This is a genomic window from Trueperaceae bacterium, assembly GCA_023954415.1.
In the GTDB taxonomy this organism is placed as follows: domain Bacteria; phylum Deinococcota; class Deinococci; order Deinococcales; family Trueperaceae; genus JAAYYF01.
This window is the reverse complement of the sequence record JAMLIB010000003.1, coordinates 91,612-111,382: the sequence shown is the minus strand read 5'-3', so window position 1 is coordinate 111,382 and position 19,771 is coordinate 91,612. Positions and strand designations below refer to the sequence as shown.

At 71.3% G+C, this 19,771-nt stretch carries 17 protein-coding genes; 14 read left to right on the top strand and 3 right to left on the bottom strand.

Annotated features, from left to right (window positions below; genetic code table 11):
• Positions 1-98 precede the first annotated feature (98 nt).
• On the bottom strand, positions 99-296 hold the full coding sequence (locus M9914_04660; protein ID MCO5173463.1) for a hypothetical protein: 198 nt from the start codon (positions 294-296) through the stop codon (positions 99-101).
• A 162-nt stretch (positions 297-458) separates the two neighbouring features.
• Between M9914_04660 and M9914_04655 the strand changes: the two genes are divergently transcribed.
• From M9914_04655 to M9914_04595, 13 genes are all read left to right on the top strand, one after another.
• On the top strand, positions 459-605 hold the full coding sequence (locus M9914_04655; protein ID MCO5173462.1) for a hypothetical protein: 147 nt from the start codon (positions 459-461) through the stop codon (positions 603-605).
• 108 nt (positions 606-713) lie between these two features.
• Positions 714-1,538, top strand: a complete 825-nt coding sequence (locus M9914_04650) for an EAL domain-containing protein (GenBank protein ID MCO5173461.1) — start codon at positions 714-716, stop codon at positions 1,536-1,538.
• Between the two features lie 279 nt (positions 1,539-1,817).
• The gene (locus M9914_04645; protein ID MCO5173460.1) at positions 1,818-3,134 is read left to right on the top strand and encodes a DNA repair exonuclease; all 1,317 of its coding nucleotides are present in this window, start codon (positions 1,818-1,820) and stop codon (positions 3,132-3,134) included.
• Between the two features lie 3 nt (positions 3,135-3,137).
• A complete protein-coding gene (locus M9914_04640) occupies positions 3,138-6,017 on the top strand; it encodes an AAA family ATPase (protein MCO5173459.1) in 2,880 nt (959 codons plus the stop codon).
• 197 nt (positions 6,018-6,214) lie between these two features.
• Positions 6,215-6,823, top strand: a complete 609-nt coding sequence (locus M9914_04635) for a TetR/AcrR family transcriptional regulator (GenBank protein ID MCO5173458.1) — start codon at positions 6,215-6,217, stop codon at positions 6,821-6,823.
• A 57-nt stretch (positions 6,824-6,880) separates the two neighbouring features.
• Complete coding sequence (locus tag M9914_04630) at positions 6,881-7,885, top strand: 3-oxoacyl-ACP synthase (protein ID MCO5173457.1); 1,005 nt, start codon at positions 6,881-6,883, stop codon at positions 7,883-7,885.
• Entirely contained in the window at positions 7,882-10,377 is a 2,496-nt protein-coding gene (locus tag M9914_04625; protein MCO5173456.1) for an alpha/beta fold hydrolase, read from the top strand. Before M9914_04630 ends, M9914_04625 begins: the two co-directional genes overlap by 4 nt.
• Positions 10,378-10,510: 133 nt before the next feature.
• Positions 10,511-11,701 carry an ABC transporter substrate-binding protein gene (locus M9914_04620; GenBank protein MCO5173455.1) on the top strand — a complete coding sequence of 397 codons (1,191 nt, stop codon included), beginning with the start codon at positions 10,511-10,513 and terminating at the stop codon, positions 11,699-11,701.
• 68 nt (positions 11,702-11,769) lie between these two features.
• A complete protein-coding gene (locus M9914_04615) occupies positions 11,770-12,636 on the top strand; it encodes a branched-chain amino acid ABC transporter permease (GenBank protein MCO5173454.1) in 867 nt (288 codons plus the stop codon).
• Entirely contained in the window at positions 12,633-13,658 is a 1,026-nt protein-coding gene (locus tag M9914_04610; GenBank protein ID MCO5173453.1) for a branched-chain amino acid ABC transporter permease, read from the top strand. The genes M9914_04615 and M9914_04610 overlap by 4 nt, the downstream gene beginning before the upstream one ends.
• Positions 13,655-14,518, top strand: coding sequence for an ABC transporter ATP-binding protein (locus M9914_04605; GenBank protein ID MCO5173452.1), 864 nt, complete (start codon positions 13,655-13,657; stop codon positions 14,516-14,518). Before M9914_04610 ends, M9914_04605 begins: the two co-directional genes overlap by 4 nt.
• Positions 14,519-15,238, top strand: coding sequence for an ABC transporter ATP-binding protein (locus M9914_04600; protein MCO5173451.1), 720 nt, complete (start codon positions 14,519-14,521; stop codon positions 15,236-15,238). It abuts the gene before it with no gap.
• Positions 15,239-15,411: 173 nt separating this feature from the next.
• Complete coding sequence (locus tag M9914_04595) at positions 15,412-15,549, top strand: ribbon-helix-helix domain-containing protein (protein MCO5173450.1); 138 nt, start codon at positions 15,412-15,414, stop codon at positions 15,547-15,549.
• Between the two features lie 359 nt (positions 15,550-15,908).
• On the opposite strand, the gene M9914_04590 is transcribed toward M9914_04595, so the two are convergent.
• Both M9914_04590 and M9914_04585 read right to left on the bottom strand, forming a co-directional pair.
• Positions 15,909-17,384 carry a hypothetical protein gene (locus M9914_04590; GenBank protein MCO5173449.1) on the bottom strand — a complete coding sequence of 492 codons (1,476 nt, stop codon included), beginning with the start codon at positions 17,382-17,384 and terminating at the stop codon, positions 15,909-15,911.
• A gap of 73 nt (positions 17,385-17,457) precedes the next feature.
• A complete protein-coding gene (locus M9914_04585) occupies positions 17,458-18,333 on the bottom strand; it encodes an NAD-dependent protein deacetylase (protein ID MCO5173448.1) in 876 nt (291 codons plus the stop codon).
• 328 nt (positions 18,334-18,661) lie between these two features.
• Between M9914_04585 and M9914_04580 the strand changes: the two genes are divergently transcribed.
• Complete coding sequence (locus M9914_04580; GenBank protein ID MCO5173447.1) at positions 18,662-19,669, top strand: hypothetical protein; 1,008 nt, start codon at positions 18,662-18,664, stop codon at positions 19,667-19,669.
• Positions 19,670-19,771 lie beyond the last annotated feature (102 nt).

Sequence of the window (19,771 nt, the reverse complement as noted above, 5' to 3'; positions counted from 1 at the left end):
CAAGGCCGGACTGTACGCGTCCGGCGCGTATGGCGCGTCCGCCTTGCCACCGCGCCGCCGTCAGCCCATGGTGGCCGGTTCGTGGCGGCCGGATCCGGTCAGAGGAGCCGGGGTGATGCGCGCCGTTCCGGTGAGTACGGGAGGAAAGCGGGATCGGCGTTCCGGGCGTACCCCTCACGGCTCCTCAGCTCGGCGACGGCCGCCAACAAGCGCTCGTCGCGAAGGACGACCTTGTCTTCGAGGAACTCGAACGCTGTGCTGGCATTCAGAAGACGCAGGGCTTCTTGTCTTTCCATGGATCCATCTCCCTCTCGTCCTTCGACGACTGGACCCAGGCTAAGGGTCCGCCGCTTCACACCCGCTTCGCGCGGGCGGCCGCGGGGGCTCCGCCGGGTGAAGCGCCTTTGAAGCGCTCCTGGAAGTAACTTTCCCCTCAAGGCCATAGGAGGCTACCTATCATGCGCAACCTCAAGAGCATCGCCACTGCCCTCGTCCTCACCGTCACGCTGGCCGGCATCGCCATCGGCAGCTTCGCCGCCTACCACCCGACCAACAGCGTCATCGCCCAGACGAGCAACCAGCCCGGCGAGTACGACGTCGGCTAGTCCAGCGCACCTGGCGGCGCATCCCAAGCGGTAGTCACACGCACACAGCAGTCCAGAAGAGCCACGTTCCTGAAGCCCCGGGGTCGAGCAACGAGTGTCAGCCTGAGCATGCGACAACGTCTAGAAGATCTACGTTTCCTCTACCAACCGGTCGCCCCCGTAACGCTGGGCGCAAGCCCGTGGTGCGAAGCGCTGGTCCGGTGGCAACACCCGGACGGAACCGTGCGCGGTCCGCTCGAGGTCTTGCCTTACTGGTTGTCTCAGGCGCGCATCGAGGAGTTCACGCAGTTCACCCTCCTACGCGGTGCGCAGGTGTTGGCCGCCAACGCCGAAGCGCGTCTGTCGGTCAACCTGAGCCCCAAACAGGTCATGCTGCCGAGCACCATCCTCGTGCTCGAGGGCATGCTCAGGAGCATCACGGCGCGGTTGCACGTCGAGTTGACCGAGGAGTGCCATGCCGACCAGGGAGCCCTCGCGCGCCAGATGGTCTTGCTGCGTGAGCGCTGCGGGGTGGTCGTCCTGGACGACGTCGCGCCCGGCGATCTTCGTGAGCGGCTGCGTTTCGACGCCAAGGTCGACGGGGTCAAGATCGACCGCAGCGTCATCGACGCCGCGCTTCACCAGACGGGCGAGGCGCGCGAGAGCGCCCGTCGGTTCGTACGGTCCCTCTGCGATCGCTATCCGATAGTCGTCGCCGAGGGTGTTGAAGAGCCGTCCGTAAGTGTGGACTTGCAGGCACTTGGCGTCAGCCATGTGCAGGGCTTCGGGATAGCCAGACCCGCGGCCGAGCTGCGGACGGTCGGCGATGCCTTGGTTGCGGACCTTGGCGTCGATCCGGCGGGCGCGGGGGCCTCCGCCGGCGCCTGTGCTGCCTCGTCGGTCAGGAACGGCTCTGCCGCTGGCCTAGACTTGCGCACCAGGCCGATCCGCTGAGGCGTCGGCGCCTTCCTCCAACGCCGACGCCTCAACTCGCCGCCCAACGGTGAGATGTCGTGTATGGGCCGCGCCTCCTTAGGGCGCGACCCAGGGGTCGAAGAGAGCACGTGCCGGGCCCAGGACGCGGCGCGGCACAGGGGTAGGTTCCGTGGCGCTCGCTGTTCGCGCGAGCGCCACCCGGGTGCGCCGGCTCGCGGGCGCGCCCCGCTAGTTCGGCGCGCTATCCTCATTGGCGACCGTGCCGTACGAAGCCTCACATGACCATGCCGGTGTAGCGTGACGACCTTCAGCTTCGCCCACCTGGCCGACCTGCACCTTGACACCCCCTTCTCGGGAGTGCGTTCGCGTGCGCCGGAGCTGGCGAGGGCCTTGCGCGACGCGTCGCTCGACGCCTGGGACCGCGCAGTCGAGCTCTGCCTGGACGCCGGCGTCGACTTCGTCCTGCTGGCGGGCGACGTCTACGACGGCGACTCGGTGGGAGTGAGGGCGCAGCTGCGTTTCCGCGACGGACTGCTGCGCCTCTCGGAGGCGGGCGTGGCCAGCTTCGTCGTGCACGGGAACCACGACCCACGCGGAGGCCGGTGGACCGCGGTCGCCGACTGGCCGGAACGCGTGACCGTGTTCGGGCACGACGACGTCGCCAGGGTGCGCGCGCTGCGCGGCGGCGAGCCGGTCGCCCTCGTGCACGGCATCTCCCATGCTGGCTCGAGCGTCACGGAGAACCTGGCTGCCCGCTACGCGCGCGACCCCGACTTCCCGGGCTTCCAGATCGGCCTGTTGCATGCCAACGTCGGCGGCCTGGGCGGGCACGGCAACTACGCCCCCGCCACGCTCGCCGACTTGCGCGACTCCGGCCTCGACTACTGGGCCCTCGGTCACGTGCACGCTCGCACGGTCGTGAGCCCGGAGCGGCCGCTGGCCATCTACCCGGGCAACTTGCAGGCGCGCGACCCAGGCGAGGCGGGGGCGAAAGGCCTCTACCTCGTCGAGGTCGAGGACCGCGAACCGACGGCGCGTTTCGTCTCCGTCGGCATCGTTAGCTTCGAGACGCTGACGGTCGACATAGGCACGGGTCTCGCTGATCTCGAGGCCGTCCGCTCGCACCTCGTCCAGGCAGCGCTCCGGGCACGCGGCGGCGGGTCGGCCGGCGGCACCGACCATGGGAGCGCCGCGGCGAGCCAAGGCGCGCAGCAAGTCGTCCTCAGGGTGCGGGTGCATGGCGTCGGCCCTGCCCACGCCGGCCTGCGCAACGCCGGCGAGGCCGGCCTCCTGGCGTACCTGCAGGACGTGGCCCCGGCGGGCGTGTGGTGGGACGAGGTCAGGATAACGACGCGCCCGCCGCTAGATCGGGAAGCGCGCATGCGGGCAGGCGACTTCGTGGCGGACGTCTTGCGCTCGAGCGCCGAGCGCGCTCACGACGCGCCGGAGGCGGTCGCCCGGCTGGTGGAGGAGCTCCTCGGGAACAGGAGCCTCCAGGCCGTCAGGCAGGAGCTCGACCTGGAGCGGCTATCGACCGAGGCGGCCGACATCTGGGCGGAAGCGGAGACCCTCGCTTTCGACCTGCTCGACGCCCCACCGGAAAGCGGGGTCTAGGGCATGCACCTCGGCAGGGTGGAGGTGCACGAGTTCCGCGGTCTGAGTGGGGTCGAGTTCGACCTCGCCCCGACCGCCACCCCTGGGCTCGTCGTCCTGGAGGGTCCGAACGAGGCGGGCAAGAGCACGCTCCTGGCGTTCGTCAGGGCGCTCGTCTTCCCGGAGTCGCGCGGCCAGGGCGAGCACCTCAAGGGGAGCATCACGCTTCACGATGGCGAGAACAGGTACCGGCTGGAGCGCAACGGCGGCCGCTCGACCACGAAGCTCGTGGACGCCCGGACGGGCGCGCAGCTGGACGGCGCGCGGCTGGCGGCCATCGTGGGCAACCTCGACGGCAACGTCTACCGCAACGTCTTCGCGTTCGGGTTGACGGAGTTGCAGGCGTTCGACGCGCTGACAGACGACGCCGTCAGGGAGCGGCTCTACTCCGCCGCGGTGGCGGGCGCGGGCCGCAGCGCGAGCGCGGCGACGACCAAGCTGGAGGCGGTGACAGACAAGCTTCTCAAACCGCGCGCCCAGTCGGTCCTCGGCGACCTCGCGCGCGACCTCGCCGAGGCGCGCAGGGGCGCGGCGCAGGCGGCCTCGGAAGCGAGGCGCTACGAGCAACTTACCGCCGAGCTGGCCGCGATCGCCGCGGAGGCAGAAGCCCTACGCTCGGACCAGCGGGAGGCCGCCGACAGCGCGGCCTGGCACGAGAAGCTGCTGCAGCTCTGGCCGGACTGGAGCGGGCGCGCCGGCGCGCTCGACGACCTTGGGCAGTTGGAGCTCGAGGAGGGCGCCCTGAACGCGCCCGGGGCGGGGGGCACGCCCCCCAGCGTCTGGCTGCGCAGCGCGGGCGCGATCCGGTCCTTGCACGCGGACCTGGGCGCCTACCGCCGCGCCAAAGTGGACGTCATGGAGCTGGAAGCCGAACAGCGCGGCCTCGTCGAGACGAGCCTGAACGGACTGCGCAGTTTGGGGCCCCAATGGGGACCACCGCGCCTGGCGGCCTTCACGGAGGCCGGAGCCTGGAAGGCGCACGCCGAGGCTGCCAGGGCCGCCGCCGCCGCGGCCACGACCGCGCTCAACCAGTCCGAAGGCGCGCTGGATACGGCGAGGCACGAGCTGAGCGCCGCCGAGCGCGACCTAGCGTTCGCGTCCGCGCGCGTGGAGACGTGGGCGACCAAGGCGGGCCGGCCCACCCAAGGTCCGAGCGTCGACCCCCGCAGAGCGTTGGAGACCCTCCTAGCAAGGGCGCGCGAGCGCCGGCTCGGCGTGGCGACGCTGCTCGACCGCTTCGACGAGCTGAGCGCCGCGCGCTCGCGCCACGCGGACCTGCTCGCGAAGCTGCAGGCGGCGGGCGAACGCGATCGGGGCGCGCTCGCCGTCCGCTGGTCGGCGTGGACGCTGGCCGTCCTCGGCGCCGCGGGCATGGCGTTCGTCGAATGGCAGACGCGCAGGACCGTCGCCGGCGCCGCGGCGGCCATAGGCGTCGCGCTCGGGTTCCTGCTCTGGCCCCTGCGCGGCAGGACGGCGGCCGACTCCGCTCTGGCGGAGCTGCGCGCGAACGCCGCAGAGGCGAGCCTCGACCTCGGGCGCTCCGAGGCCGCCCTCGGCGAGGCACGCGCCCGCCTCGGGCTCGCCGAGGGCGCCGGCGCGCCGGAAGCCCGCGCCGCCGCCAGGGAAGTGGAGGACCGGCTCACCTTCCTGGAGGAGGGCGCGGCCGTCCTGGAAGCGCAGGCCGGCGCCGGCGCCGAGCTCGCCCACCGGCGCAGGGCCGTTACCCAGGGGGAGGCGCGGCTCGCGGCCCTGGCCGCGGCCAGGAGCGCCGGCGCGGCCGAGTGGGACGCCTGGTGCCGGTCCGTCGGCGCGCCCAGCGGGGCTACGCCCGAGACCATGCCGGAGCTGCTCGCGAGAATCGCCGACCTGCAGGTCAGGGTGGCGAGGCTCACGGCCGTGACCGTGAGGCTCAAGGAGGCCCGCGCGTCCGCCAGGACGTTCGAGGACCGCACGAACGCGCTGGCGCGCGAGCTGGAGCGCCCCTTCGACGGCCTCGGCCCCACCGTGGCGGTGAGCGAGTGGCTGCAGTCCGTGGAGAGGGCCGAGGCGCTGGAGCGGGGCTTGGCCGAGCGGCGCGAGCGCCTGGTGGACGTGATCCGAACCGGGCAGCAGAAGCTCGAGGCCCTCTTCGGCGTCCGGGCGGCCGAGGCGGCGGCGGTGCTCGATGAACGCGACCCGCGGGCTTGGGAGCATGCCCTGGCCCAGAGCCGGGCTAGCTCCGGCCACCTGGGCGGGCAGGTCGACGACCTCACGCGCAGGACCGGCGCGCTGAAGCAGACCTTGAGCGACCTCGGGCGCTCGGCGGACCTGGCCGGCTACCTGGCCACCATGGACGCTCTGGCCAACGAGGCGCGCTCCGAGGCCCGCCGGTGGCTCGTCGCTCGACTCGCCAAGGACCTCATCGCCTCCACGAAGGCCGCCTACGAACGCGAGAAGGTGCCCGAGGTGCTGCGCAGGACGGGTCACCACCTCGCCGACGTGACGGGTGGACGCTACGTGCGCGTCCACCTCGCCGAGGACAGCGCGCTGCGCGCGTTCACCAGCGCCGACGAACCGTTCGACGTCGGCCTGCTGAGCCGCGGCACGCAGGAGCAGCTCTACCTCGCCATCCGGTTCGGTCTCGTCGAGTCGTTCTCGGCCGGCAACGTAGCGCTGCCTCTGGTCCTCGACGAGGTCCTGGTCAACGCCGACCCCGAGCGCGCGGAGCGCTTGGCGGGCGTCCTCGCCAAACTGGCCGAGCGGCATCAGCTCCTCTACCTGACATGTCACCCGGAGACGGCCCGGCTGCTCCTCGGGTTGGCCGGCAGGCGCGCGGTGCACCTCAAGCTGCCCGCTACGAGCTGAGGTCGCGAGCGACCACCGACGATCCGGTGCGTCTGCGCCGTTCGTTTCGGCGCGTGACGCCGCGGGCTATCGGCAGCCCCCCGCTTGACAGCCGGTCGGTTACCACCGCAATATGACTACTGAGTCAGTAGTCATATTGGGACGCTTACCCCGGCCGCAGGCTCGGGCTTAGCGCCACCGACCACGGAAGGGAAGAGTTGAGCGCGCTCCCACGCCCGACCACCGCACGCGGCGAAGCGACCCGCGGCAAGCTGCTCGCCGCGGCCGAGGCCGAGTTCGGCGAGAACGGCTTCGCCTCCACGGCCGTCTCCGACATCACGCGGCGGGCCGGGGTGGCCCAGGGCACCTTCTACCTCTACTTCCCCACCAAGGCCGATGCCCTGCGCCAGCTCGTGCAGGACATGGGGCGCCAGCTCAGGCACGCCCTCACGGAGGGGACCGCCGGGGCGAGAGACCGCCTCGAGGTCGAGAGGCTCGGCCTCGAGGCGTTCATCGACTTCGCCCTCGAGCACCAGAACCTGTACAAGGTCGTCATGGAGTCGCAGTTCGTCGACGACTCCATCTACCGCGAGTACTACCAGACGCTCGCCGACTCCTACACGGTCAACCTGCAGCGCGCGCAGGCGCGCGGCGAGCTGCGTACCGTCGACGCCAGCGCCCAGGCCTGGGCGCTGATGGGCGTGGCGCACTTCCTGGGCTTGCGCTACGCCATCTGGGAGCGCAGCAGGCCGCCTCGGAACGTGCTGGACGCCACCTTCGACCTGCTCGCGCATGGGATCGCGCCCGGCGGGGAGCGCGGAGCATGAGCCGGCCGCCAGCGGGGCCGACGTGAGCCGCCCGCCGTTCACAGGCAGGGGCGCGGCATGAGCCGCCCAGGGGTCACCGGCCTCGGAACGTACGTTCCAGTCGGCAGGCTCTCGGCGGCCGAGCTCGCCGCCGCCAGCGGGCTCCCCGAATGGGTGGTGAGGGACAAGCTCGGCATCGCTCAGCGCGTCCTGCCCGGCCCCGACGACCACCCGACGGCGATGGGGGTATGGGCGGCCGAGCGTGCGCTGGCCGACGCGAACGTGCAGCCGGAGGACGTGGACGTCGTCGTCTCGATCACGGAGGAGCACAAGGAGTACCCGGTCTGGACGGCCGGCATCAAGCTCGCCTACGACGTCGGGGCGCGCAACGCCTACGCCTACGACATCGGGCAGAAGTGCGGCACGGCCGTCCTCGGCCTCAAGCAGGCGCGCGACCTCCTCAAGGCCGACGAGAGCGTGAACGTCGTGCTGGTGGCCGGGGGCTACCGGAACTCCGACCTCATCGACCTCGAGGACCCCGACGTGCGCTTCATGTACAACCTGGGCGCCGGGGCCGGGGCCGCGGTGGTGCAACGGGACGCCGGCCACGAGCTGCTCGGCTCGAGCATCGTGACGGACGGCAGCTTCTCGCTCGACGTCCTCGTGCCGGTCGGCGGCACGAAGGCGCCCCTGACGCGCGATAACGTCGTCGACTACCGCCTGCGCGTCACCGACCCGGCCGGCATGAAGACGCGCCTCGAGCCCGTCAGCCTGGAGAACTTCGTGCGCGTAGTCGAGGAGGCCGTGGCGCGCAGCGGCGCGACCGCCTCGGACATCGCGTACCTCGCCATGCTGCACGTCAAGCGCAGCGCACATGACTACCTCCTCCAGCGCTTGGGGTTGAGCGACGAGCAGAGCGTCTACCTGAGCGACTACGGCCATCTCGGGCAGGTGGACCAGCTCCTCTCCCTCGAGCTCGCGCGCGACCAGGGCCGGCTGCGCCCGGGCGACCTCGCCGTCGCGGTCGCCGCCGGCGTCGGCTACGTGTGGAACGCCATCGCGCTCCGCTGGGGGGAGCCGTGATCCTCGACGTCGCCGCCCGCCGCGCCGACCTCACGCCGGAGCGCGACGCCCTCTGGTGGGAGGGCCGTTGGCACACCTACGCCGAGCTGAACGAGCGCGCGCAGCGCGCGGCGGCCCTCCTGGCGAGCATGGGCGTCGGCAAGGGCGACCGGGTGACGATCGCGGCGCATAACCACATCGCGCACGTCGACCTGATCCTGGCGACCGCCAAGCTCGGCTTCGTGTACACCCCCCTCAACGTGCGCCTCTCCGAGGCGGAGCTGCGCGGCCTCGGAGAGTACCTGCGCCCGAGCGTCGTGCTGCACGACGCGGAGCATGCGGGCTTGGCCGGCGCGACGGCCGAAGGGGCCGCGGCGGCGTCCGATACGGGAAGAGCCGCGGCCGCCGGGACGGCGCGCGCGAACCACGCGGTGGAGGCGGCGTCCACGACCACGCGCGACGTGGCAGCGGCGGCCCTCCTCGACCTCGCCGCCTTCGAGCGCGCGGTGTCGGCCGGGAACGCATCGGCAGGCGGAGCAGGGGCCCAGGGGGCCGACGCGCTCGACGCCGCCGATCTCCACGCCGCGCCGGCGCCAGACCTCGGCCCCGAGGACCCGCAGATGATCCTCCTCACCGGCGGCACGACGGGCCTGCCCAAGGGGGCCATGCTGCCGTACCGCCAGGTCTGCTACAACGCCGTCAACACCGTGTTCTCGTGGGGCCTGACCGACGGGGACTGCGTCGTGCAGGCCACGCCCTGCTACCACGCCGCCGTCAACGTCTTCCTCACGCCCCTCTTCCACCTGGGCGGCCGCACCATCATGCAGAGCCGGTTCGAACCGGCCGAGTACCTGCGGCTCGTCGAGGAGCTCGGCGCCACCATCCTCTTCCTCGTCCCGACCATGTACGGCATGCTCGCCGCCGACCCGAGCTTCGGCGCGCGCGACCTGAGCCGGGTCCGCTGGGCTATCTCGGGCGGGGCCGCGTGCCCGGAGCCCGTGCGCCACGCGTTCGCGGCGCGGGGCATCAGCTTCAGGCAGGGGTACGGGCTGACGGAGGCGGGCGTGAACTGCTTCGCCATCGAGCCGTCCGAGGCGGCCAAGCGGCCGGAGTCCGTCGGCAAGCCGCTCCTGCATGCGGAGGCCGTCGTCCGTCGCGCCGACGGGAGCCCGTGCGCGCCGGGCGAGGTCGGCGAGCTGACGCTGCGCGGCCCGCACGTGTTCTCCGGCTACTTCGAGCGGCCGGCGGCCACCGCCGAGGTCCTGAAGGACGGCTGGCTATGGACGGGCGACCTCGCCACCACCGACGAAGACGGCTTCTTCTCCATAGCGGGCAGGCGCAAGGAGATGTTCATCTCGGGCGGCGAGAACGTGTTCCCCGTCGAGGTGGAGAGAGCCCTCTACGATCACGCGGCCGTCGCTGAGTGCGCCGTCCTCGGTGTGCCCGACGAGCGCTGGGGCGAGGTCGGCCTGGCCGTCGTCGTCCTCAAGCCCGGCGCCGCCGCCACGGGCGACGAGCTGCGCGAGCACCTGCGTACGCGCGTGGCGCGCTACAAGGTGCCGAAGCACATCGAGATCGCCAGCAGCCTGCCCAAGAGCGGCGCAGGCAAGATCCTCAAGCGGGAGCTGGGGCAACGCTTCGAGCGCGCGGCGCGCGGGGAGAGCGGCGCGGCCGCCAGGCAACAGGCACCCCGTTCGCTCACGGTAGCGGTGGCGCGGCCGACGCGCCGCGACGAGGTCGCCGAGTCGGCGATCGGCTACGACCGGGCCGGCGCCGGCACCCCCGTCCTCCTGATCCACGGGAACTTCGCCAGCCACAGGTGGTGGCGGGAGCTCCTCGCCGACCCCCCGCCGGGCCTCGACCTCATCGCGCCCGACCTCCCCGGCTTCGCGCACTCCGACGACTTCCCCGAGGAGTGGCCCGCCGCGGAGTGGGTGGACGCCTGGGCGGACTCGCTGGCCGCGTTCTTGCGCGGGCTGGGCGTGGTGCGCGCCGGTGTAGTGGGGCACAGCCTCGGCGGCGCGGTCGCGCAGACGCTCGCCGCGCGCCACCCGGGGCTCGTCGCGCGGCTGCTCCTCGTCGACTCTGCGCCGCCCGCCGGCTACGTCACCCCGGACGAGCACTACCCGGCCCTCAGGGCCTACCGGCTCGACCGGGCCTTCCTTGCCGCCGCCCTCGCGGCCATCATGCCCACGCGGGTGCCGGAGAACATGAGCGACCTGGTGGACGACGCGCTCGCCATGGGTGAGCGGCATTACGAAGGCAACGCCCGCGCCCTCGCCGCCTACGACCTGTCGGGCCGTACGGCGGCCGTGCAAGTGCCCGTCACCGTCCTGCACGGCAGCCTCGACCTGCTGATAGGCGCCGCGGCCGCCGCGGCCACGGCCGCCGCCTACCCGAACGCTTCCCTCGTCACCTGGCAGGGGGTCGGCCACTCGCCGCCGCTCGAGGCCGCGGCCGCCTTCCGCGAACTGCTCGCCAAGACCTTCTCGAAGGGGGAACGCATGACATGAGCCCCGAGGGCGCCCGACCCGAGACCGAACCCGAGACCGCTCGGAAGACCCGAGCCGACCACCACCGGCGTACCCAGCCGCAACCCAGACCCGTTCGACACCGGGAAAGACCCGGAGCAACGAAGGAGGAAGAATGAAGCGCATCATCGCAACCCTCGTAGTCGCGCTCTTCGCCGTCGCCACGGCGCAAGGCGTGACCATCGGCGTGCTCTCGCCCCTCACGGGCGGCGCGGCCGGCACCGGCCAGGCGCAGAAGGCCGGCTTCGAGCTCGCCCTCGCCGAGATCAACGCGGCCGGCGGCGTGCTCGGCCAGCCCCTCGAGATCGTCATCGAGGACACGAAGGCCGACGCCGCCACCGGCGTCGCCGCCTTCGAGAAGCTCATGACCGAGGACGGCGTCGAGTTCATCGCGGGCGGCTACTCGTCCGGCGTGACCCTCGCCCTCGTCGAGTCGTTCCGCACCTTCCAGCCCGTCGTGTCGTGGATCGGTGGCGCCGTCTCGGGCGTCGGCATCGACGGCTTCGACGGCATCGAGGAGCTCCTGGGCGCGGAGCCCTGGTTCTTCCACGTGCACCCGTGGGACTACCAGAACACCGAGGCAAGCACGGCCTTCATGGCCAGCACGGGCGTGAAGAGCGTCGCCCTGCTGCATGAGGACTCCGCGTTCGGCGGCCCGGGCGCCATCGCCGCGGCCGGCCTGCTCCAGGACGCCGGCATGAGCGTCCCGCTCGTAGAGGCCTTCAAGTCGACCCTCACGGGCGGCACCGGCGACTTCCGCGCGACCATCGCCAAGGCGGCCGCGTCCGGCGCCGACGCCCTCTTCTGGATCGGCTACGACTCCGACGTCGTGCCCCTCACGAGCCAGATCCGCGAGCTCAAGTACGACCCGCAGTACATCTTCGGCGCCCCTCCGGGATGGCCGAGCGAGTTCGACGCGGCCCCCGAGGCGCAGTGCGTGACCGGCCTGATCGGCTACCTGCCCAACCTCCCGAACGCCGAGGCGAAGACCTTCCTCGACGCCTACGTCGCCATGCACGGCAAGGCGCCCGACAACTACATGGCCGCGCTCGCGTACGCCCAGCTCTGGAGCTACGCCGACGCCATCAACGCCGCCGGCACCACCGACCAGGACGCGGTGATCGCGGCCCTGCAGAACGGCACCTTCCGGTCGCCGATGGGCGAGTGGAGCTTCAAGCCGTCCGTCATCGCCCTGCACCAGGGCTTCGGCTCCGAGATGTGGAACGTCTTCCAGTTCCAGGACGGCGTCCGCGAGATCGTCTGGCCGCTCGCGCGCGCCACGGCGCCGCTGGCTAGCTGCCGGTAAGGCTGACCGCTTCGGTCGGGGGGGGCGCTCTCCTCACGCCCTCCCCGACCGAAGGCCCCGAGACCACCATGGACCTGTCTCTCCTGCCCCAAGCCATCGTGTCCGGCGTGCTCGCCTCCGGGCTCTACGCGCTCGTGTCCGTAGGGCTGGCGCTGGCCATCGGCGTCATCGGGATCGTCAACTTCGCGCACGGCGAGTTCTTCATGGTGGGCGCGTTCCTCGCCTATCAGCTGTTCGTCGGCTTCGGGTTCGACCCGCTGCTGTCGCTTCTCTTCGTGGCGCCGGCCCTCGCCGTGATCGGCGCGCTCATCTACCTATCTTCCATCCGCTTCGTGCTGCGGGCGCCCGAGCTCAACCAGATGCTCCTGACCTTCGGCATAGGCATCATCTTGCAGAACCTGGCCCTCCTGATCTGGGGCGGCGACCCCCGCACCATCGCGAACGTGCCCTACCGCTCGTTGGGCTTCCAGGTCGGCGGCGTGAGCATCGGCGCCGTGCCGCTCGGGAGCTTCGTAATCTCGCTCGTGCTCGTGGCCGGCCTCTACTGGATGCTCGCCTCGACGCCGTTGGGACGCGCCATGCGGGCCGTCGCGCAGAACCGCATCGGGGCTGGCCTCGTGGGGCTCGAGGTCGACCGCGTGTACCTCGTCGCCTTCGCCCTCTCCGCGCTCCTGGCCGGACTCGGCGGGGTGATGATCGGCGTCATACAGTCGCCCACCCCCACGGTCGGGCTCGGGTTCACGCTCAAGGCGTTCGCCATCGTCGTCCTCGCCGGGCTGGGCAACATCCGGGGCATCTTGGGGGCGGCGCTCACCGTCGCCCTGGCCGAGTCGCTCGTCGCGACGCTCGTGCCCAACGGCGACGCGCTGCGCAACATGGTCTTCTTCGCGATCATCTTCGTCGTGCTCGTGTGGCGCTCGCGGAGGGTCGCGTGAGGGGCCTTACTCGCGACCTGGTCGTCACGGCGGCCCTCGCCGTCCTCCTCGTGTTCCTGCCCGCCGTGCTTCGCGAGGTCTTCGGCCGGGCCTCCGTCAGCTACCTGTCGCTCGCCACGAACGCGCTCGTCCTCGCCGTCCTGGCACTGTCGTGGGACATGCTCGCGCGCACGGGCCAACTCTCGCTCGCCCACGCCGCCTTCACGGGCGCCGGGGCGTACACGGTGGCGGTCCTCTTCAAGCTCACCGGTGCGCCGCTCTGGCTCGGCATCCCCTTGGGCGGCCTCGCCGCCGCCGTGCTTGCGCTCGGCCTCGGCTCGGTGACGCTCCGGCTCTTCGGTATCTACTTCGCCATCGCGACCCTCGCGTTCACGGAGGTCCTCAAGGCCGCCGTGCAGCGCATGCCGACGGCCGTGGCGGGCGGGGCGGCCGGCATCAACGTGCCCGCCCTCTTCCGGCCCACGTTCGTCGCGGGCAGCATGGAGCGCTGGGAGGTCGCGTTCTTACGCAACCAGGGGTACTTCTGGGTCTACGCCGGCCTGCTGGTCGTGGCCGTCGTCATCTCCGTCGTGATCCAACGCTCGCGCCTGCGGGCGGCCTTCACGGCCGTACGTACGAACGAGCAGGTGGCCGGCGTGATGGGCGTGAACCCGGCGCGCATGAAGCTCCTCGCCTTCGTGCTCTCGAGCTTCGTCGCCGGGCTGCTCGGCGCCGTCGAGGCGCACCGTTTGGGCAGCGTGAGCCCGGACGGCGCCTTCTCGGTCCACACGACCGTCCTCGCCCTCGTGACGCCCATCTTCGGCGGCCTGTACACGACCCTCGGCCCCATCCTCGGGGCCACCGTCCTCGCCGGCATCGAGGAGACCCTCAAGCGCACCTTCTCCGAGGGGTACCTCATCGGCTACGGCATCGTCCTGGTAGCGTCCATCCTCTTCATGCCGCGCGGGCTCGTCGGCCTTGGGTCCAAGCTGTTCAAGCGCGGCGGAGCGAGCGCATCGGGCACGACCGGGGAGCGCGCATGAGCACCGTGTTGCGCGCCACCGGCTTGAGCAAGTCGTTCGGGGGACTGGTCGCGGTGAAGGACGTGTCGTTCGAGGCGGCACCCGGCGAGATCTTCGCGATCATCGGTCCCAACGGCGCGGGCAAGACGACGCTCCTCAACCTGGTCTCCGGCCTCCTCACGCCGACGTCCGGGAGACTCGAGCTCCTCGGCACGGACATCACGGCCATGCCGACCTACCGACGCTGCCGCCTGGGGTTGGGGCGCGCCTTCCAGGTCGTCCAGCCGTTCCCCGAGATGACGGTGGCCGAGAACGTCCTGGTCGGCGCACAGTTCGGCTCCGAGGGCGTCAGCAGCGTAGAGGCGCGCCGCCGCGCGGACCGGGCGCTCGAGCGCACCGGCCTGGACCGCCTGCGCGACCAGCCGGTCGAGGACCTCAACCTCCTCCAGGAGAAGCGCCTCGAGATAGCGCGGGCGCTCGCCACCCAGCCGAAGGTCCTCCTGCTGGACGAAGTGATGGCCGGCTTGCGTCCGGGGGAGGCGCGCCAAGCCGTGGAGCTCGTCCGCGGCGTGCGGGACGAGGGGATAACGGTGGTCTTCATCGAGCACGTCATGCCCGTCGTGCGCGACCTCGCCGACAGGGTGCTGGTCATGGACCACGGCTCCGAGCTGGCGCGCGGCACGTACGCCGAGGTGACGAGCGACCCACGCGTCGTGGAGGCGTACCTCGGCGTCGAGGACGACGGCTCCCGGGACGGTGCGGAGCGAGCCGGCGTGACGTCGGCGGACGTGTCATCGACCGAGGTGCCGTCGGCCGAGGTGCCGTCGGTCCACGACGCGCCCGGCGGCGACACGGGCGACACGCCTGGAAAGGACGCCTAGATGGGACGGGCGCTCGAGATCAGCGGCCTGCGGGCCGGTTACGGCAAGATCACGGTCCTCTGGGACGTCGACCTGCACGTGGACGAGGGCGAGCTCGTCACCATCATCGGCGCCAACGGCGCGGGCAAGACGACGCTGCTGCGCACTATCAGCGGCCTCGTGCAGGCTCGAGCGGGCAGCATGAGCGCCTTCGGCGCCACGTCGCTCCTCGGCTCGAGCGCGGCGCGCATCGTCCGCTCCGGCATCGGGCACGTGCCGGAAGGGCGTCAGCTCTTCCCCCTCATGACCGTGCGCGAGAACCTCGAGAGCGGCGCGGAGTACCTGAGCCGCGCCAAGCCGAACGCGGCGCGCAACCGCAAGCTCGTCTTCGACCTCTTCCCGCGCCTGGCCGAGCGCGGCGCGCAGCTCGCCGGCACGCTCTCCGGCGGCGAACGACAGATGCTCGCCATCGGCAGAGCGTTGATGAGCGACCCGCGCCTACTGCTCGTCGACGAACCGTCGCTCGGCCTCTCGCCGGCGCTGTCGCTGACAGTCTTCCGCGCCCTGAGGCAGATCAACGCGGAGGGCGTCACCGTCGTGCTCGTCGAGCAGAACGTGCAGCAGTCCTTGAGCATCGCGGACCGCGCCTACGTGCTGGAGAACGGCGAGGTCGTCAAGGAGGGCAGCGGGCGGGAGCTGCTCGGGGATCCCGGGGTGAGGGCGGCGTATCTGTCGCTGTGAACGGAGAGGGGTCCAAGGACGCGGTGCTACGGTCGCTGGCTATCGTCGCCTGCCTATGACATGGACTCAAGATACCCGCCTTGTCATGGCTGACAGACAACATGGAGCCGGCTGGGCTCCGATCGAAGCGATGCCAGTGCCTATTGTCTTATGGCCATAATATGGCAGTGAAGATGACCTTCAGCCTGGATGAGGCCACAGCTGACCGGCTTCAGCGGACCTCCGAAGCCTTGAGGAAGCCCAAGAGCGAGATCGTCCGCGAAGCCATCCAGGATTACGCAGAGCGTGTCGGCAAGCTGAGCGAAGCGTAGAGAAGACGCCTTCTGCAGGTGTTCGACGAGTTGGTTCCGGCGATAGCCGCGCGACCACAGGTCGAGATCGACCGAGAGATCGAACTGGTGCGAGAGAGTAGACGTGGCGGCGGCAGACTGTCAGGTAAGGGCTTGTCCGGAAGCTCAGATAAGCCGCTACGCAATACACGTCGGTGAAGAGGCCAAGGGGTCGTGAAGCGGATCTGGCGATCGCTGCTTGCGCTCTCGCCAGGGACGCCAAGCTCTGGACGGTCAACACGGCAGACTTCAGCGATATCCCGGGTCTCGAGGTCGTCGGCTAGCCTGGCAGCGACCTTCCTCACGTAGACACCGCGCCACGAGCGTATGTACTTAAGCGCTCATTCACCCGCCCCGACCGCCACGCCGACCATCACGTGCAGCGCGGCGTCGTGCTCCGGCAGATCCGAGGGGTTGTCACGCGCCAGCACGAGGGTCACCGGCAAGGCGGAGGCGGCTCGGCCCTGCTCATCGGCGCTCGCTTGGTCTCGCGAACCGCCCGCCGGCGCCTCGAACTCCACCTCGCCCGTGAACGGGACCAAGCCGTCCACCATCCACTCCGCCTGGGCGCTAACGAAGCCCTGGCCCAACACGGTGCCGTCTTGCGCCACGACGCTCACGGGGAACGACCCCTCGAAGTACCAGGGCCCGACGGCCTCGCCGCTGAGCCGTACCGGGCTCGTCATGAGGTCGCCCGCGGCCGGCTCGTCGAGCCGGATGAAGGGGGCGAGGTCGGACGTGCCCGCGCGCGGCCACTCGACGGGCTCGACCTCGTCACCGACCGTAACCGTGGCGTTCGCGAGCACTTCGTCGAACCGGGCGAGCGTCGCCCCGCGCTGCTCGGCCGTGTACTCCTTCACCGCGCCCTCCGGGTAGTTGCCGAACTGCGACTCCACGACGCGGGTCGTGAACTCGTAGCAAGCACCAGCGACGAAGAGGCGGCGCTCCTCACCGTTGTAGTACGTGCCGGCAGCGCCTTCGCCAAGACCGCCGAAGCGGGAGGTGGCGGGACCGGCAGGCGCTCCGCCGCCGGTCTCCGCGGTCGAGTCCCTCTCCGCGGAGCCGCCAACGTCTTGGCCGACGCTTTCGCGCATAGGCACGACCAGTCCGGGCTGCAGGTCCTGGTAACCGTCCGGCTGAGCGAGCAGGCAGCTCAACCGGCTCGTGAGACCTTTGCGGAGCGTCACGCTCATGCCCGCGGCGCGGAAGTTCGTCCCGGCGAAGGCGCCTTCGGGCATGTAGAAGCAGTAGTCGAAGCCGTCGTCACACGGGGGGATGGTCGAGGCGATCGGCAGGGGCTGCCCGGTCGTGGCGAGCGCCAACTCGGCCGGGTACGTGAGGGTAACTACTCCTCCCGCCACGGTCAGAGCGTTCGGCGGCGCGGCGGCGTCCGTAGCCGCCTCGGTCCCCTGGCCGCCCTCCTCCTCGTGGTCTGCGCCTTGTCCGTTCACGGGCGACCCTGGCTGCTGGGCATCTCCCGCCGGAGCCGCGTCCCGAGCGCCCGTCGCCGTCCCGGCCGGCTGGGCGTCAGCGGGCCTCGAACCCTCGAGGAGACCTGCGAAGCCGTCGTCCGGCACCGTGGCCACCTGCTGGTCGCGAGCCGAGCCGACGCGGACCGAGGACGGTACCTCTTGGGCCTGGGCATCCTCCGCCACCCGATCGGACGGCGTGTCGGCCGGCCCTTGTCGAGACGCGGCACCGGTGGCCACGCCCTCCCCCGACGCCGGCTCGCCACCGCCGCTCAGCCGCGTGTACAAGACGGCCACGATGGCGACCGCTATGAGGACGAACATGGCCACTCGCTGGGTGGGCCTCATGCCTCGATATTGCCCGAGTCAACATGAGGTCTCGCCGCTCCGGACACATCTGAGCTTAATGTGGCGGCAACGTTCACGTCGGCAACGCACTTTCCAGCTCGGCGACCGCGGCGGGCAGCACATCCGCGATGCGCGCCTCCAGGCGCAGCTCCACCTCGCCGTCGGCGCGGGTCGGGCCGTGGTTGACGACGGCGACCGCCTTGCCCTGCGTATGCGCCGCGCGCACGAAGCGGTAGCCCGAGAAGACCTCCAGCGACGAGCCGAGGACCACCAATCCGTCGGCCGCCGCGAGCCGATCCCACGCCCGCTCCAGCCGCGGCCTCGGCACGTTCTCGCCGAAGAAGATGACGTCGGGCTTCATCACGCCGCCGCAGACCGCGCAGACGGGTACCGCGAACGTGCGCGCGACCTCGGGGTCGACCGCCGCGTCGCCGTCCGGCAGCAGCGGCACCGCGTCCGGCACGAACCCGGGGTTGGCCGTCAACATGCGCTGCTGGTAACCCTCACGTTCCTCGCGCGCGCCGCAGTTCAAGCAGACGACGAGCGCGAGGTCACCGTGCAGCTCGACGAGTTCCCGGGTGCCGGCCTTGCGGTGTAGGCCGTCGACGTTCTGCGTCACGACGCCTGTGAGCCTGCCGAGGTCCTCGAGTCTAGCGACCGCGGCGTGGCCCGCGTTCGGGGCGCGCTGTGCCATGTGCGCCCAGCCGACCGCGCTGCGCGACCAGTACCGCCGGCGCGCCTCCTCGCCGCGGACGAACTCCTGGTAGGTCATCGGCTTGGGCGCGGGCGCCCGGCGGTTAACGCCGCGGTAGTCGGGGATACCGGAGTCCGTGCTGATCCCGGCGCCCGTCAAGACGAGGCTACGGTGGAGGGCAAGGAAGGCGGCGAGCGCGTGGACGTCGGACGGCGTGACGGCAGGCGGCCGCGCGCTTGGCTGTTCCTCGGTCATGGGAGATGCTACCCAGGCGCTGGAGGCCGGAGCCGCTCCATGAGCACGCTGCTGGCACGCGTCCAATCATCGGTCCGGATCGCCATGCGAAGCCGCTACACGAGCGAAGCCGCTACACGAGCACGCAGCCGGCACGCTTCGGACGCCATGCATGCCGGCCAGCCGCTCGGCGCGTGCAGACGAGCGTAGGCGAGCGCCGTCGCGTCGTGCCGGTGCACCTGCACAGCGCGCGTCGGGAGCCGGAGCTACACTGCGCCGTTCAACTTCCCACGCTTGTGGTGCAGGTGCTGGCCCGAGGGGGAGGCCGGACACGGGAGGTGTCGTGCTGATGTTCCGCAGATCGTTCCTGTTGGCGTTGGGTCTCCTGATGTGGACGATAGGGTGCGGCGGTTCCGGCCCCGCCGGCGGCGGTGGCGGCGGGCCCCGCACCTTCGAGACACCGGCCGCCCTCCTCGCGGCGGCCGCGCCCGTGTGGGAACCGAGCGGCGCGACCGAGCAGGTCGGGAGCCTGACGTTCAAGGTGCCGGCAGGGTGGCAGGAAGGGGCGAACGGGGGCGGCGCCGTCATGGAGTCGCCGCCCGACAAGTTCGGCGCGACGTGCATCATCGCGGTCGAGGCCCCGCGGCCTGTCGCCACCGGCGAAGAAGCGCGCTACGCGCAGGCCCTGGAAGCGGCCAGCGCCCTCCTCGTGGAACCGGGTGACCGGCTCACGGACGACTTCGAGGGGCCGGACCCGTTGTCGCGCGCCTCGCGCGGGGCCAGCGGTAACGGCTGGGACTACCGGGCCCTGACCATGCGGCTCATCCAGGCGGACGGCTCCGTCTACGACGTCTTGTCCCTGGTGGTCCGGTTCGGGTCGCAGGCCGTGCCTGTCATAGCGGTCGAGCCGATGAGCACCTTGCGCTGTGTCAGCTACGACGGCGAGTTCGGGGTGGACGTCGCCAACGTCCTCTACTCGCTCGATCTCGGCTCCCCGGCTTACGACCACGCGCTGGAGTCCAGTCTGATCGGGGAGTGGTTCTCGAGCGACGGCAGCGCCGGCAACCTTTACGTGTTCGGAGCCAACGGACACTACATCGACGCCTCCGCGGTGGGCGGCGTGGTGGAGGTGACGCCCGGCGAGTGGCGTGACCGCTACGCGAGCTGGGCGGGCACGGGCGATTGGGCGGCGGTGGGCGATACGTTGGCGTTCTTCCCGACCGGCGGGCAGCCTACCGGTCACTTCGCGACGCGCTTCGAGGTGCGCGACTCTTCCGGGGTCTGGCGGGAGTCGTTGTGCTGGACGAACGCGTACGAGGGTGAGCCGTACATGTACTGCACGCGGCGGCAAGAGTGAGTCGCCTGCGGCGGACGCCCATGGCGGGCGCTGGCGACGGGTGCCACCCTGGAACCTCCGGCCGGCGCCTCCGGCGGGGGTAGGTCACGCGGTCGGCGCGGT

What these genes read in the sequence shown, in the direction of transcription:
- M9914_04660 (MCO5173463.1), bottom strand. Translation starts at nt 296, where the DNA reads ATGGAAAGACAAGAAGCCCTGCGTCTTCTGAATGCCAGCACAGCGTTC.
- M9914_04655 (MCO5173462.1), top strand. Translation starts at nt 459, where the DNA reads ATGCGCAACCTCAAGAGCATCGCCACTGCCCTCGTCCTCACCGTCACG.
- M9914_04650 (MCO5173461.1), top strand. Translation starts at nt 714, where the DNA reads ATGCGACAACGTCTAGAAGATCTACGTTTCCTCTACCAACCGGTCGCC.
- M9914_04640 (MCO5173459.1), top strand. Translation starts at nt 3,138, where the DNA reads ATGCACCTCGGCAGGGTGGAGGTGCACGAGTTCCGCGGTCTGAGTGGG.
- M9914_04630 (MCO5173457.1), top strand. Translation starts at nt 6,881, where the DNA reads ATGAGCCGCCCAGGGGTCACCGGCCTCGGAACGTACGTTCCAGTCGGC.
- M9914_04620 (MCO5173455.1), top strand. Translation starts at nt 10,511, where the DNA reads ATGAAGCGCATCATCGCAACCCTCGTAGTCGCGCTCTTCGCCGTCGCC.
- M9914_04615 (MCO5173454.1), top strand. Translation starts at nt 11,770, where the DNA reads ATGGACCTGTCTCTCCTGCCCCAAGCCATCGTGTCCGGCGTGCTCGCC.
- M9914_04605 (MCO5173452.1), top strand. Translation starts at nt 13,655, where the DNA reads ATGAGCACCGTGTTGCGCGCCACCGGCTTGAGCAAGTCGTTCGGGGGA.
- M9914_04600 (MCO5173451.1), top strand. Translation starts at nt 14,519, where the DNA reads ATGGGACGGGCGCTCGAGATCAGCGGCCTGCGGGCCGGTTACGGCAAG.
- M9914_04595 (MCO5173450.1), top strand. Translation starts at nt 15,412, where the DNA reads ATGACCTTCAGCCTGGATGAGGCCACAGCTGACCGGCTTCAGCGGACC.
- M9914_04590 (MCO5173449.1), bottom strand. Translation starts at nt 17,384, where the DNA reads ATGAGGCCCACCCAGCGAGTGGCCATGTTCGTCCTCATAGCGGTCGCC.
- M9914_04585 (MCO5173448.1), bottom strand. Translation starts at nt 18,333, where the DNA reads ATGACCGAGGAACAGCCAAGCGCGCGGCCGCCTGCCGTCACGCCGTCC.
- M9914_04580 (MCO5173447.1), top strand. Translation starts at nt 18,662, where the DNA reads ATGTTCCGCAGATCGTTCCTGTTGGCGTTGGGTCTCCTGATGTGGACG.